Below are 13,192 nucleotides of genomic sequence, written 5' to 3' on the forward strand. Positions count from 1 at the left end.
GGGTAGAGCGAGCGTCGCTGGGAGCAGGGGCGGGGTCGCCGGATCTCAGGGGCTGCCCTGCTCCACAATTGACAAAGAATTAAAATGAATAGCGCGACCGAAGGCTATTTCCTCACGAAACGCGCAAGTCGCACGTTCGGAAATCATCCCGGCGCAGGTGAAAGGCCACAAACGACTACGCAGAGTCCACCGCCGACTCTCCGACAGCGGAATGCTCCGGAGGACTCCATGACCGCCCCTGAACAGCGCAGCACCACTGCGATTAGTGTGCGTTAAGTGCCCCTCCCTACGCTGCCAGCGTGAGATTCCGGGTGCTTGGCGCGTTGGACGTCCGCGATGCGGGCGGCGCACCGGTCGTGCTGAACCGCCGCAAGCAGCGGGTCGCGCTGGCCGTGCTGCTGGCGCGGGCGAACCGGCCGGTCAGGACCGCGGAGCTGGTCGGGCAGCTCTGGGGTGACGAGCCGCCGCCGTCGGCCGCGGCGAACCTCCAGTCCTACCTCGCGGGGCTGCGCAAGGTGCTCGACGGCGAGCACGGGGACGGGGCGCCCCGGCTGCCCGCGAGCCGGGGCGGGTACCTGCTCCGGGTGGAGCCGGGCGAGCTGGACGCCGCGTGCTTCGAGCGGCTGGCCGCCGAGGGCGGGGAGGCGCTGGCCGCGGGCGAGGCCGCGCTCGCGCTGGACCGGCTGACCCAGGCGCTGGAGCTGTGGCGCGGCGCCGTGCTGGAGGACCTGCCGCTACCCCCTGCCCTGGAGGCGGAGGCGGCACGGCTCACCGAAATGCGGCTGGACGCGATCGAGGACCGCTTCGCCGCGCTGCTCGCGCTGGGCAGGCACGACGTCGCCGCCGCCGAGCTGCCGCTGGTCACCAACGCCCACCCGTTGCGGGAACGGTTGTGGGAGCTGGAGATGCGGGCGCTGCACCGCTGCGGGCGGCAGGCCGACGCGCTGGCCACCTACCGCAGGGCCGAGGTGCTGCTGCGCGAGGAACTCGGCGTCGCGCCGGGCGCGGCACTGCGGGAGCTGCGCCGCCGCATCCTCGACGGCGACCTGTCGCTGAACCCGGCCCGGGCCAGCGCGGTGCTGCCGCGCCAGCTACCCCTCGCGGTACCGGACTTCCTGGGCAGGCAAGAGGAACTGGCCCGGTTGGATGCCGAGCCCGGACCGGTCCTCTTGATCACCGGTGCGGCCGGGATCGGCAAGAGCGCGCTCGCCCTGCACTGGGCGCACCGGGCGGCGGAGCGCTTCCCGGACGGCCAGCTCTACGTGGACCTGCGCGGCGGTGCCGACCCGCGCGACGCGCTGACCGCTTTCCTGGTGTCGCTGGGGGTTCCGGCGACCGAGGTGCCCGCGTCCGTGGACGGCGCCGCCGCGCTGTTCCGCTCCACGCTGGCCGACCGGCGCATGCTGATCATGGTCGACGACGCGGACAGCGCGGACCAGGTCCGGCCGTTGCTGCCCGGGACCGCGCCGTGCACGCTGGTGGTGACCAGCCGCAATCGGCTCAGTGGGCTGGTCGCGTTGCAGGGCGCCACCCGGGTGGAGCTGGGACCGCTGCCCTCGGCCGACGCGATCGCGCTGCTCGGCCGGGTCACCGGGGAGGCGCTGGTGATGACGGAGTACGACGACGCCGAGGAGATCGTGCGGCTGTGCGGCGGGAACCCGCTCGCGGTGCGGATCGCCGGGGCCAACCGGTGCGGGCAGTCACTGCGCGAGCACGCCCGCGACCTGTCCACGGAGGACTTTTTCGCCGCGCTGGTCATCCCGGGTGACGAGGCCGCGTCCGTGCCGGCGTCCTTCGCCCGCACCCAGGAACGGCTCTCCTTTCCCGCGCAACGGTTGCTGGGTCTGCTGGGAATGCTGCCGCACTTCTCGTTCACCCTGGACGACGCGGCCGGTCTGCTGCGGACCTCGACGGCGAGCGCGCGGCGCCCCCTGGGCGAGCTGGTCGCGTGGCACCTCATCCGGTCCACAGTGGACGGATTCACCATCGACCCGCTGACCCGGCGGCTCGCCGCGGTGCTCGCCGTCACGGCACCCCCACCGGCCAGGACGCTCAGCCCCGGGCGGCCTTGAGGACCAGGTCGACCACGGCGCCGGGGCGAGACCCCGATCGCGGGCGTGCTGCTCTGCCGCCCCGGCCGGCGGGAACCACGAGGGCGGCGACCTCCACGGGCAACTACCTCGAGCACGATGAAAACGGAGACGCGTTCTCGGGGAACCGCCCGTCAGCGTCAGCCGGATCCCTCAGAGGACCTCGGGCAGGCCGAACGCGGCGTACAGCGAGGTGTCGAGAAAGACCGCCGCGTGGCTCACCCCGGACGGCCCGATGGTCAGCACCTGGATGTTGAAGGCGCGGAACGCACCGTCGGGCCCGCGCAGGTAGTTGGCGAAGGCGGGCTGGCCGTTGGCGCTGATCGGGATGAGGCGCTGCCCACCGGGCACGGCCGGGCAGCGCTCGCGGAGGTGCCGCTCGATGTCCGCCCGGCCCTGGTACCACGCGGTGAACGGCGGCATCTCCCACACCGCGTCGGCGGTGAACAGCTCGACGATCGCGGCGACGTTCTTGGTCTCGAACGCGCGCACGTAGCGGTCGAGCAGCTCGCGCTGCTCCGGCTGCTCGATCAGCTGTTCCTCCTGCGGCGCAACGGACTCCAGCTGAGCACGGGCGCGTTGCAGCAGGCTGTTCACCGCGGCGACCGAGATCTCCAGCGCCTCGGCGACCTCGGCCGCCCGCCACTGCAGGACATCGCGCAGCACGAGCACGGCGCGCTGGCGCGGCGGCAGGTGCTGCAACGCCGCGACCAGCGCCAGCCGCAGGCTCTCCCGGCCGACGACGATCGTGGCCGGGTCGTCGTCCCGGTCGGGGAACGGCTCCAGCCAGCTGATCTCCTGCGGCTGCACCAGATCGTCACCGGGATCGCAGCGCGGGCCGCCGAGGCCGGTCGGCAGCGGGCGCCGCCCCCGCCCTTCCAGCGCCGTCAGGCACACGCGGGTGGCGATGCGGTAGAGCCAGGTCCGCACCGACGAGCGCTGCTCGAACTTGTCGTACGCCCGCCACGCGCGCAGGTAGGTCTCCTGCACCAGGTCCTCGGCGTCGTGCACCGAGCCGACCATCCGGTAGCAGTGCGCGACCAGCTCCCGCCGGAACGGGTCGGCCACCGCGGGGAACGCGTTCATGGCGCAGACGGTAACCCGCGCCCCCGACACTCAGGCGAACTGCGAGCGAAGCCACTCCTGCCAGGCCGCCGTGTAGGCGTCGGTGTCGATCGGCGTGTACACGTGGTGACCCACCGCGACGGGCATGCCCAGGCGCATCCGGCCGTGGAAGCGCACGAGCGAGTCCGCGGTGCGGATGCCGACGAAGCCCTCCTCGATGATGTCCACCACGCCCTCCTGGCTCGGCAGCCCCGGCAGGGAGATCGACGCCCTGTCCCCCGCCTCGGACACGCCGAGCGCGGCCACGAAGCGGTCCCACGCCGCGGTCTCCACCGAAACGGACGGGGCCTCGGCCTCCACGTACACGGCGGGGCGGCCGCGGAAGTGGACCAGGTACTCCCGCAGCGAGTGGAAGTAGGTGTCCCAGCCCATCCCGGTCATGTCGACGTACTCGTCCGGCCAGGCGTCCCCGGTCATTCCACTGTGGACGAACCGGAGCACGGCGCTGCCCTCGCGGCCCTCGATCAGGTACTCGAAGGCGTGGAACGAACCGTCCTCGCCGGCAGGCGTCTTGATCGCCAGGTGCCTGGGCGGGTCCCAGGTCTCGGCGTCGCCCGGGCCGATCTCCTCACCGGTCATGAACCAGGCGGCCTGGCCTTCCGGTGTGGCGACCGCCGCCCAGACCTCCTCCGGGGACACCGGAAGCACGACTTCCTTGCGCAGCTCGAACTCGCGGCCCATCTCTCGATTCTCCTCGACTGCCGGGTTCGGCGCTCAGGCGAACTGCGCGTCGAGCCACTTCTTCCACGCTTCGGTGAAGGCGGCGCCGTCGATCGAGCCGTACGCGTGCTGGCTCACCGCGACCGGCATGTCCAGGCGCATGCGGCCGTGGAAGCGCACGAGGGAGTCGTCGGTGCGGAAGCCGAGGAAGTCCGAGTTGAGGATGTCCACCACGCCCTCCTGGGCCGGCAGACCGGGCACGGACACGGAGATCGCATCGCCCACCGCGGACACGCCGAGCGCCGCGACGAACCCGTCCCACGCCGGCCGCTGCGCCGACGACGCGGGCGCCTCGGCCTCCACGTAGACGGTGGAACGGCCGGGGAAGTACGTCAGGTACTGCCCGAGCGAGTGGAGGTAGAAGTCCCACCCGTGGGAGGTCACCTCCGGGTAGTCCGCCGACCAGCCGGGACCGGTCTTTCCACTGTGGACGAACCGCAGCACGGTGCCGTCCTCGCGGCCCTCGACCAGGTACTCGAAGCGGTGGAAGGAGCCGTCCTCTCCCGGCGGCAGCGCGATCACCAGGTGCTGGGGCGGGTCCCAGACCTCCGCGCCGCCCGGGCCGATCTCCTCGCCCGGCATGAACCAGCCCGCCTGGCCGTCGGGCGTCGCGACCGCCGTCCAGACCTCCTTCGGGGACGCGGGCAGGACGACTTCCTTGCGCAGCTCGAACTCGCGGCTCATCTCAACTCTCCTTGACGCTGGGGTGCAGCGCGATGACGATGCGGTGCGGACGGCCGCCCTCGGCGGACTCGTCGTGGTACTTGGCGACCAGGGAGCGCACGGCGCCCCCCAGCTCCTCGGCGAAGGCGGCCCGGTCGGCGGCGGAGGCGAAGCGGATCTCGCCGTCGACGGCGAAGGTGGCCAGGCGCTTGCGCGCCTTGGTGGCTCCGGTGATCAGCGCGCCCACGTCGCGGACGAGCCGCGCCGCCACCGCCAGCAGCCAGCGCGCCGACAGGTGGTCGGGCGCGCGGGCCGGATCGGGCTGGACCGGGGCCAGCGCCGCCGGGGAGATCACGTACGAGGCGGCGGTGGCCCGCAGCACGCGCTCGGTGAAGTTGCCCCTCGGCCGCTCCTGCACCAGCTCCACCAGGCCGTGCGCCTCCAGCGCGCGCAGGTGGTAGTTCACCTTCTGCCTGGTCAGCCCGACCCTGGCGGCCAGCGTGGTGGCCGAGCCCGGCTCGGCCAGCTCGGCGAGCAGGCGGGCGCGCACCGGGTCAAGGCAGACCTCGGCCGCGGCCGGGTCCTCGATCACCGCTACCTCGAACATGGCGGCAACGCTGCCACTGACAATTTTTTTTGTCAAGGCGAGGTTCACCTCGACGCGACCCTGTGAGAGCGCTTACCATCCGATGCGGCAACACAATCGCGGATGGCAACAAGCCGCCGGTTCCCTCCGCTCACCGAAGGGACCCCGCATGGTCAAGCGTCTGCTAGCCCTGTTCGCCGCCTTCCTGTTCCTGACCACCCTGCCCGCACAGGCCGCGCCCCGGTTCAAGGTCCTCGCGCTCTACAGCGGGACCTGGGACGCCGCGCACATCAGCTTCGTGAAGGAGGCCAACGAGCGCTTCCCGCAGCTCGCCGCGCAGCACGACTTCTCCTACACCGCCTCGACCGACTGGAACCTGCTGACCTCGCCGGAGCTGTCCCAGTACCAGGTGGTGATGTTCCTGGACAACCTGCCGCAGACGGCCGCGCAGCGCTCGGGCTTCCAGCGCTACATGGACAACGGCGGCGGCTGGCTGGGCTTCCACGTCTCCGCGTTCACCACCGACCCGAACGCCTGGTCCTGGTACCACAACACCTTCCTCGGCACCGGCGCGTTCCGCTCCAACACCTGGGGTCCGACGACGGCGGTGCTCAGGACCGAGGACCGGGCGCACCCGTCGACCACGCGGCTGCCCGCGACGTGGACCTCCGCGGTCAGCGAGTGGTACAGCTGGACCAACGACCTGCGCCGCAATCCCAACATCAAGATCCTGGCCTCGGTGGACCCCTCCGGCTTCCCGCTGGGCACCGATCCGAACCAGAGCTGGTACAGCGGCTACTACCCGATCATGTGGAGCAACAAGAACTACCGGATGCTCTACGCCAACTTCGGGCACAACGCCATGGACTACCCGAACAACCGGCCGCTGTCCTCGACCTTCGCCAGCGAGGTGCAGAACCGGTTCCTGATCGACGGGTTGTCCTGGCTGGGGCAGCGCTGACCTTCACGCAATCTCCACAACTCGGCCGCGTGAGCACCACATCCGGTGCTTAGAGTCGGGTTCATGCAGCAGCGAGTGCTGGTCGTCGAGGACGATCCGACCATCGCCACCTCGGTGGCCGACCGGCTGCGGGCCGAGGGGTTCGCGGTGGAGCTGGCGCACGACGGCCCCACCGCGGTCCGCCTCGCCGAGGAGACCGAGCCCGACCTCGTGGTGCTGGACGTGATGCTGCCGGGCTTCGACGGGCTTGAGGTGTGCAGGCGCGTCCAGGCGCGGCGGCCGGTTCCCGTGCTCATGCTCACCGCGCGCGACGACGAGACGGACCTGCTCGTCGGGCTCGCGGTGGGCGCGGACGACTACCTGACCAAACCGTTCTCCATCCGGGAGCTGGCCGCCCGGGTCCGGGTGCTGCTGCGCCGGGTGAGCCGGGCGGCCGCCCCCGGCCTCGGCGACCTCCGGATCGACCGGGAGGAGCGGCGGGTGCACCGCGCGGGCGTCGAGGTGCACCTCACCCCCACCGAGTTCGACCTGCTGACCTGCCTCGCCGACCGCCCGCGCGCGGTGCTGCCCCGCGAGCAGCTGCTGCGCTCCGTGTGGGGGTGGAACGACGCCGGTGGCAGCCGCACCGTCGACAGCCACGTGAAAGCCTTGCGCCGCAAGCTCGGCGCCGATCTGATCCGCACCGTGCACGGCGTCGGCTACGCGCTGGAGGTGCCGAAGTGATCCGGGCCTGGCTGGACCGCGTGCCGCGCCCCCTCGACCCGGTTCCGTCGATCAAGTTCAAGCTCGGTGTCGTCGTGGTCGTCTCGATCACCGCGTCGCTGCTGTTCTTCTGGTACCAGATCGGCTGGCTGCCGCCGCGCACCGCGATCACCGCCGTGCTCGTCGCGCTCGTCGCCTCGCAGGTGCTGGCACACGGGATGACCAGACCGCTGCGGGAGATGACCTCGGCCGCGAAGTCCATGGCGCGCGGTGACTACGACCGCCGGGTCCGCGCCACCGCCCGGGACGAGGTCGGCCAGCTCGCCACGGCGTTCAACCGCATGGCCGCCGATCTCGGCGCGGCCGACCAGCAACGGCGGGACCTGATCGCCAACGTCTCGCACGAGCTGCGGACGCCGATCAGCGCGCTGCGCGCCGTGCTGGAGAACGTCGTGGACGGCGTGACCCCGCCCGACTCCGCCACCATGCGCACCGCGCTCGCGCAGACCGAACGGCTCGGGGCCCTGGTCTCGGAGCTGCTCGACCTGTCCCGCATCGACGCGGGCGCGCACCGCCTGGACCGTTCGGTCTTCCCCGTCCGGCCGCTGCTGGAGTCCGTCGTCGCGGAGGCCCAGGTCATGGCGCCCTCGGCCCGCTTCGTGACCGATGTGTCCGACGAGGCCACCGTCTACGCCGACCGCGGACGGCTGCACCAGGTGGTGGTGAACCTGCTGGACAACGCCGCCCGCCACGGTCCTCCCGGCGGCGAGGTGCGCCTGCTCGCGGCCGTGCGCGGTGCCGACCTGGTCATCGAGGTGCACGACGAGGGGCCCGGCATCCCACCCGAGGAGCGCGACCGCGTCTTCGAGCGCTTCACCCGCGGCGAGCGCGCCGGGGGCGGCGGCACCGGCCTCGGCCTCGCCATCGCGCGCTGGGTCGTCGACCTGCACGGCGGCACCATCGCCGCCCTCGGCAGCCACATCCGCGTCACCCTTCCCGCCACCCACCCCTGACCTCCCCCCAAGACCAATGCCTCGTTTGGTGCGCCTGACGCACTGAATGAGTCATTCAGCGCGCTCAACGCACCGAATGACTCATTCAGGCTTGGAACCCTGCCCGAAAAGGAGTGTCCACAATGGACAGAGCGATGCCGTCTGTGCTGGTCGCGGTCGCGACGAGTGGCCTGGTCGCCGCACTTGCGCTGAGCCCGGCGCGACCGGGCCTCGGCTGGCTGATCACGGCGTTGGCCATGGCCGTCGCGGTGACGGTGGCGGCCCGCAGCACGGAAACCAGTGTGCGAAAAAGAAATCCCGGTTGGGCGATCCTGGCGGTGGCCCTGATCGCGGTCGGTGTCTTCCGTGACTCGCGATGGCTGTTCGTCCTGTGCGTGATCACGGCGCTCGTCGCGGCCTCGCTCGCGGTTGCGGGAACGTCCTTGCGCGGCGCGGTCGAAGCGCCGATCAACGCACTGACAAGGCTCCACTGGCTCAGGCGGGGCGTGCGCGAGATCCGTCCGCGTGGCAACGCGAGAACACTGCTCGCGGTCGCCATCTCGGCGGTGCTGCTCGTCGTGTTCGGCGGACTGCTCGTCAGCGCCGATCCTGCCTTCGAAACGCTTGTCCGTTCGCTTGTACCCACAGTGGACAGTTCCTCGGCGTTCGTGTCGGTCACGATGTTCGTCGCGGCGGCCCTGTTCACGACGGGCCTGTGCTGGGCGATGACCCAGCCACAGCCGGAGTCCTCCTTGGAAGTCCCGGAAGTCAGCCTCCGGCGGGTCGAATGGGTACTGCCGATCAGCGTGCTCGTCCTGCTGTTCGCGGCCTTCGTCTCGGTGCAGCTCCCCGCGTTGTTCAGCGTGGCAGGAGATCTGCCGTACGCGGAGTACGCGAGACGCGGGTTCTGGCAGCTGCTGGTGGTCACGGCGCTCACGCTCGGCGTGATCGGGCTCGCTTCTCGTTTGGCACCAAGGGAAACCAGTGCCGACCGGATCTGGCTGCGCGTGCTGCTCGGCGCTTTGGCGTTGCTGTCGTTGGTGATCGTGGCCGGAGCGGCCGCGCGGATGTGGGTCTACCAGGAGGAGTACGGTTTCACCGTGCTGCGCGTCCTGGTGCTCGCGTGCGAACTGTGGCTGGGCCTGGTCTACCTCCTCGTCATCGCGGCAGGAGTGCGGCTGCGGGGTTCGTGGCTGCCCGGCGTCGCGGTGGCCACGGGCATGGCGGCACTGCTCGGTCTCGCCGTGCTGAACCCGGACCGGTTGATCGCCGACGGCAACATCGACCGCCTGGGGCGCACCGGGAAGATCGACTACTTCTACCTCACCAAGCTGTCCGCCGACGCGGCGCCCGCGCTCCGGCGACTGCCCCAGCCGCAGCGCGACTGCCTGCTGTACTGGCCGACCACCGCACTGGCGAAGGCCCCGGACAGCTGGCGGGAGTGGAACCTGGCCCGTGCGCAGGCGCGGAGCTGGCTGGTCGAGCGGCACGCCCCGTGCGCGGACGTCCCGCTCCGAAATTGAGTGGAGGCGGCGTGCGACCATCGGCCCATGCACGTCTTCCTGGAGACCGAGCGCCTGGTGCTGCGGCGGTTCACCGAGTCCGATGTGGACAACCTCGTCGAGCTGGACGGCGATCCCGAGGTCATGCGCTACATCGACGAGGCGGCGACCCCGCGCTCGGAGGTGGAGAACGACATCCTGCCGCGTTTCTTCTGGTACTACGAGAACTTCGCGTACTACGGCTTCTGGGCGGCGCAGGACCGGGCGGGCCGCTTCCTCGGCTGGTTCCACTTCCGGCCGAACGAGGGCGCTCCGGATGGCGAGGTCGAACTCGGCTACCGGCTGCGGAAGTCCGCGTGGGGCAAGGGATACGCGACCGAGGGCTCACGCGCGCTGATCGAACTGGGCTTTCGCCGGGCCGGTGCCGAGCGGGTCACCGCGAACACCATGTTCGTCAACTCCGGCTCGCGGCGGGTGATGGAGAAATGCGGGCTGCGCTACGTCCGCACCTACCACGAGGAGCACGAGAACCCGTTGCCCGGCACCGAGCACGGCGAAGTCGAGTACGCACTGACCAGGGAAGAGTGGGAACTCACTTCACGAGCAGGTGGATGATCGCGGCCACGCCGACCACGACGATCACCCCGCGCAGCACGGTCGGCGAGAGCTTCCTGCCGATCTTCGCGCCGAGCACTCCCCCGAGCACCGAGCCCGCGGCGAGCAGGCCGACCACCGGCCAGCTCACCGGCGCGACGACGGCGTAGATCAGACCGGCGACCACGTTCACCACGGCGGAGAGCACGTTCTTGATGCCGTTGAGGCGCTGCAGCGGCTCGGCGAGCAGCATGCCCATGACCGCCATCAGCATCACGCCCTGCGCCGCGGTGAAGTACCCGCCGTAGATGCCGATCAGGAAGATCAGGAACAGCAGCAGGGCACCGCCCTCGGTGGCGGCGGCAGTGGTGGTCTTGCGCGAGGCCACCCACTTCGACACCCGCGGCTGGATGATCACCAGCACCACGGCGAGCCCGACGAGCACGGGCACGACGGCCTCGAAGGCGTCCTTCGGCAGCGACAGCAGAAGCACGGTGCCGCCGATCGCGCCGAGCAGCGAGGCGATGCCGAAGCGGACCAGTCGCGGCCCCTGTCCGCGCAGCTCCTCGCGGTAGCCGATGGCCCCGCTGATGGTGCCCGGCGCCAGGCCGATGGCGTTCGAGGTCGTCGCGGTGACCGGTGGATAGCCCAGCGCGACCAGCACGGGGAAGGTCACCAGGGTCCCGGACCCGACCACCGTGTTGATCGTGCCCGCCCACACCCCGGCGACGAAGATGACGACCGCGTGCCACCAGATCACCGTGCAATCCTTAGCATGCTGCATGCTCCCCGTGCGGTGGGGGCGCGAGCAGGATCACAGGGGAATGCTTCGCGGCGCCTCCGCGTTGGGCAGGGAGAAGCACGTTGTAGTCAGGCACCTGGGAGGCAGCGGTGGGACTGGATCCGGAGCAGTTGGTCGAGGTGGACTCGGACGTCCCCGACCTCGACGGCGCCGTTCTGCTGCACAACCTGGACGGGTTCATGGACGCGGGCGGCGCGGGGCGCGTCCTCGCCGACCACCTGGTGGACTCCCTGGAGAGCCGGGTGATCGCCCGTTTCGACGTGGACGCGCTGATCGACTACCGCTCGCGCAGACCCGCGATGACCTACGCCACCGACCACTGGGCGGCCTACGAGGCGCCCGAGCTGGTGATCCGGCTGATGCACGACACCGTGGGCACGCCGTTCCTGCTGCTCACCGGCCCCGAGCCGGACAACCAGTGGGAACGCTTCACCGCGGCGGTGCGCGGCCTCGTCGAGCGCTGGGGCGTCCGGCTCACGGTCGGCTTCCACGGCATCCCGATGGGCGCGCCGCACACCCGCCCGCTCGGCGTCACCGCGCACGCCACGCGCGCCGAGCTGGTCGCGGACTACCCGCAGGTGTTCAACCGCATCCAGGTCCCCGGCAGCGCGTCGGCCCTGCTGGAACTGCGGCTCGGCGAGGCCGGTCACGACGCGATCGGCTACGCGGCGCACGTTCCGCACTACCTCGCGCAGTCGGTCTACCCGGAGGCGGGCCTGCGCCTGCTCGGCGCGGTGGGCTCGGTGGCCGCCCTTGAGCTGCCGGAGCGCGGTCTGCGCGAGGCCGCGGCGCGCACCAACGAGGAGATCGAGCGCCAGGTCGCCGAGTCCGACGAGGTCGCCGAGGTCGTGCGCGGCCTGGAACGCCAGTACGACGCCTTCACCGAAGCGGTCGGCGAGCGCAGCCTCCTGGCGGAGTCCGGCGAGCGCATGCCCACGGCCGACGAGCTCGGCGAGGAGTTCGAGCGCTTCCTCGCCGAGCAGGCCGAGGGCAAGTGACCTACCAGCCGGGCATGGGCGGGGTCTTGGCGTCGTAGAGCCAGGACCTGAGGAAGGCCGTCAGGTCGGTGCCGGCCTCGCGTGAGGCCAGCGCGATGAAGTCGGCCGTGCTCGCCGCCTTGTCCCGGTACTGGGCGACCCACGCGCGTTGGATCTTCTCGAAGGTGGCGGCGCCTACCTTCTGCCGCAGCGCGTAGACGACAAGGGCGGAGCCGTCGTAGACCATGCGGCTGAACAGCTTCGGCTCGGTCGGCTTGGCCGGCGGGCCGTAGGTCGAGCGCCAGGAGTCGTGCTGCGCGTAGATCTCGCGCATCTTCTGGTCCAGGTTCTCCCAGCCCTTCTCGGCGGCGTACACGCGCTCGTAGAACCGCGCGTGGCCTTCGGAGAGCCACAGGTCCGACCACTGGCGGACGGTGACGCTGTTGCCGAACCACTGGTGGGCCAGCTCGTGGATCATGTCCTTCTCGGCGGCGACCTCGGAGCCGGTGAGGTCGTCCTCGGGGAACATCGACAGCGTCTGGGTCTCCAGCGCCACACCGAGATCGGTGTGCGCGACGACGATCCCGTAGGTGTCGAAGGGGTACTTGCCGACCCGCCTCTCCATCCACTCCAGGTGCCCCGGCGTGCGGGTGCGGTACTTCTCCACCTGCGACGCCAGATCGGTCGGGACGGCGTCGCGCAGCGGCAGGCCGTTCGGTCCGGTCCCGTCGGTGACGGTGAACTCGCCGATCGCCAGGCCGACGAGCTGCGTCGCGACGGGCTGCGGTGAGTCGTAGGACCAGCGGACCCGGTTCCCGGCGATCTCCGTGCGGGACTTCAGGGTTCCCGTCGCCACGGCGGTGATGCCCGCGGGCGTGGACACCGTGATCGCGATCGGCGCCTTCTGGCTCGGGTGGTCGTTGTTCGGGAAGATCAGCCGCGCCCCGTTGGGCTGCGGGTAGACGACGGTGCCGTCCGTGGTGGGAATCCAGCCGTAGACGCTGATCGCGTCGCTGCGCCTGCGCTGCAGCGTGGGATCGGCGGTGTAGCGGATGGTCGCGGTGAAGCGCTGGTTCGCGGCGAGTGCCTTCGCCGGGGTGACCGTGAGCTTGTCGCCGCTGCGCTTGGTGGTGGCCGCGGCACCGTCCACTGTGACCTCACGGAGCTGGTTGCCCGCGAAGTCGAGGGTGAAGCTCGACAGCGCCTGCGTGGCCTCGGCCTCGACCGTCGTGGTCGCGTCGAACGGCCTCTTCGGGGCCTGCCAAGCGAAATCCAGCGCGTACCTGGTGACGCGATAGCCGGTGTCGCCGTCCGCGGGGAAGATCGGATCACCGAGCCCGGCGGCGAGGGCGGGCGGTGCGCTGACCACCAGCGTCAGCAACAGTGCGACGAGGAGACGGAGGTGCTTCACACCCCTTCTACGCGGACCGGATGACGCGCGGTTGTCAGCGATCGAACATTCGACCTGAGCCGAAGCA

At 70.9% G+C, this 13,192-nt stretch carries 13 protein-coding genes; 7 read left to right on the forward strand and 6 right to left on the reverse strand.

The features are described 5' to 3' along the window. Positions 1–299: 299 nt before the first annotated feature. Complete coding sequence (locus BLT28_RS15790; protein ID WP_081900527.1) at positions 300–2,072, forward strand: AfsR/SARP family transcriptional regulator; 1,773 nt, start codon at positions 300–302, stop codon at positions 2,070–2,072. Positions 2,073–2,243: 171 nt separating this feature from the next. Here BLT28_RS15790 and BLT28_RS15795 read toward each other — a convergent pair whose 3' ends face one another. From BLT28_RS15795 to BLT28_RS15810, 4 genes are read right to left on the reverse strand one after another with little or no spacing between them, the layout of a single operon-like run. Beyond that, positions 2,244–3,176, reverse strand: coding sequence for a sigma-70 family RNA polymerase sigma factor (locus BLT28_RS15795; protein WP_030431382.1), 933 nt, complete (start codon positions 3,174–3,176; stop codon positions 2,244–2,246). Between the two features lie 30 nt (positions 3,177–3,206). Next, on the reverse strand, positions 3,207–3,896 hold the full coding sequence (locus BLT28_RS15800; RefSeq protein ID WP_030431383.1) for an SRPBCC family protein: 690 nt from the start codon (positions 3,894–3,896) through the stop codon (positions 3,207–3,209). A 33-nt stretch (positions 3,897–3,929) separates the two neighbouring features. Continuing rightward, on the reverse strand, positions 3,930–4,619 hold the full coding sequence (locus BLT28_RS15805; RefSeq protein WP_030431384.1) for an SRPBCC family protein: 690 nt from the start codon (positions 4,617–4,619) through the stop codon (positions 3,930–3,932). A gap of 1 nt (position 4,620) precedes the next feature. After that, a complete protein-coding gene (locus tag BLT28_RS15810) occupies positions 4,621–5,205 on the reverse strand; it encodes an ArsR/SmtB family transcription factor (RefSeq protein WP_030431385.1) in 585 nt (194 codons plus the stop codon). Positions 5,206–5,353: 148 nt separating this feature from the next. Between BLT28_RS15810 and BLT28_RS15815 the strand changes: the two genes are divergently transcribed. The 5 genes from BLT28_RS15815 to BLT28_RS15835 all read left to right on the forward strand — a co-directional run bounded on the left by BLT28_RS15815 (position 5,354) and on the right by BLT28_RS15835 (position 9,956). After that, positions 5,354–6,145, forward strand: coding sequence for a ThuA domain-containing protein (locus BLT28_RS15815; RefSeq protein ID WP_030431386.1), 792 nt, complete (start codon positions 5,354–5,356; stop codon positions 6,143–6,145). A gap of 63 nt (positions 6,146–6,208) precedes the next feature. Next, positions 6,209–6,868 (forward strand): response regulator transcription factor, encoded by a 660-nt coding sequence (locus tag BLT28_RS15820; RefSeq protein ID WP_052407691.1) that lies wholly within the window; start codon positions 6,209–6,211, stop codon positions 6,866–6,868. Positions 6,869–6,879: 11 nt separating this feature from the next. Then, positions 6,880–7,860, forward strand: a complete 981-nt coding sequence (locus BLT28_RS15825) for a HAMP domain-containing sensor histidine kinase (RefSeq protein WP_156051296.1) — start codon at positions 6,880–6,882, stop codon at positions 7,858–7,860. 122 nt (positions 7,861–7,982) lie between these two features. Then, entirely contained in the window at positions 7,983–9,362 is a 1,380-nt protein-coding gene (locus BLT28_RS15830) for a DUF4153 domain-containing protein (protein WP_081900528.1), read from the forward strand. Positions 9,363–9,389: 27 nt separating this feature from the next. Continuing rightward, entirely contained in the window at positions 9,390–9,956 is a 567-nt protein-coding gene (locus BLT28_RS15835) for a GNAT family N-acetyltransferase (protein WP_030431389.1), read from the forward strand. Here the strand turns inward: BLT28_RS15835 and BLT28_RS15840 are convergent. Continuing rightward, positions 9,934–10,695, reverse strand: coding sequence for a sulfite exporter TauE/SafE family protein (locus BLT28_RS15840; protein ID WP_030431390.1), 762 nt, complete (start codon positions 10,693–10,695; stop codon positions 9,934–9,936). The two genes, BLT28_RS15835 and BLT28_RS15840, sit on opposite strands and share 23 nt — an antisense overlap. A gap of 131 nt (positions 10,696–10,826) precedes the next feature. Between BLT28_RS15840 and BLT28_RS15845 the strand changes: the two genes are divergently transcribed. After that, positions 10,827–11,735 carry a proteasome assembly chaperone family protein gene (locus BLT28_RS15845; protein WP_030431391.1) on the forward strand — a complete coding sequence of 303 codons (909 nt, stop codon included), beginning with the start codon at positions 10,827–10,829 and terminating at the stop codon, positions 11,733–11,735. 1 nt (position 11,736) lies between these two features. Here BLT28_RS15845 and BLT28_RS15850 read toward each other — a convergent pair whose 3' ends face one another. After that, complete coding sequence (locus tag BLT28_RS15850) at positions 11,737–13,125, reverse strand: M1 family metallopeptidase (protein ID WP_030431392.1); 1,389 nt, start codon at positions 13,123–13,125, stop codon at positions 11,737–11,739. Between the last annotated feature and the right edge of the window lie 67 nt (positions 13,126–13,192).

The organism is Allokutzneria albata (genome assembly GCF_900103775.1).
GTDB lineage: Bacteria > Actinomycetota > Actinomycetes > Mycobacteriales > Pseudonocardiaceae > Allokutzneria > Allokutzneria albata.

Coding starts and splice junctions, on each gene's coding strand:
- BLT28_RS15820 (WP_052407691.1), top strand. CDS start 6,209: ATGCAGCAGCGAGTGCTGGTCGTCGAGGACGATCCGACCATCGCCACC.
- BLT28_RS15830 (WP_081900528.1), top strand. CDS start 7,983: ATGGACAGAGCGATGCCGTCTGTGCTGGTCGCGGTCGCGACGAGTGGC.
- BLT28_RS15810 (WP_030431385.1), bottom strand. CDS start 5,205: ATGTTCGAGGTAGCGGTGATCGAGGACCCGGCCGCGGCCGAGGTCTGC.
- BLT28_RS15835 (WP_030431389.1), top strand. CDS start 9,390: ATGCACGTCTTCCTGGAGACCGAGCGCCTGGTGCTGCGGCGGTTCACC.
- BLT28_RS15800 (WP_030431383.1), bottom strand. CDS start 3,896: ATGGGCCGCGAGTTCGAGCTGCGCAAGGAAGTCGTGCTTCCGGTGTCC.
- BLT28_RS15815 (WP_030431386.1), top strand. CDS start 5,354: ATGGTCAAGCGTCTGCTAGCCCTGTTCGCCGCCTTCCTGTTCCTGACC.
- BLT28_RS15805 (WP_030431384.1), bottom strand. CDS start 4,619: ATGAGCCGCGAGTTCGAGCTGCGCAAGGAAGTCGTCCTGCCCGCGTCC.
- BLT28_RS15795 (WP_030431382.1), bottom strand. CDS start 3,176: ATGAACGCGTTCCCCGCGGTGGCCGACCCGTTCCGGCGGGAGCTGGTC.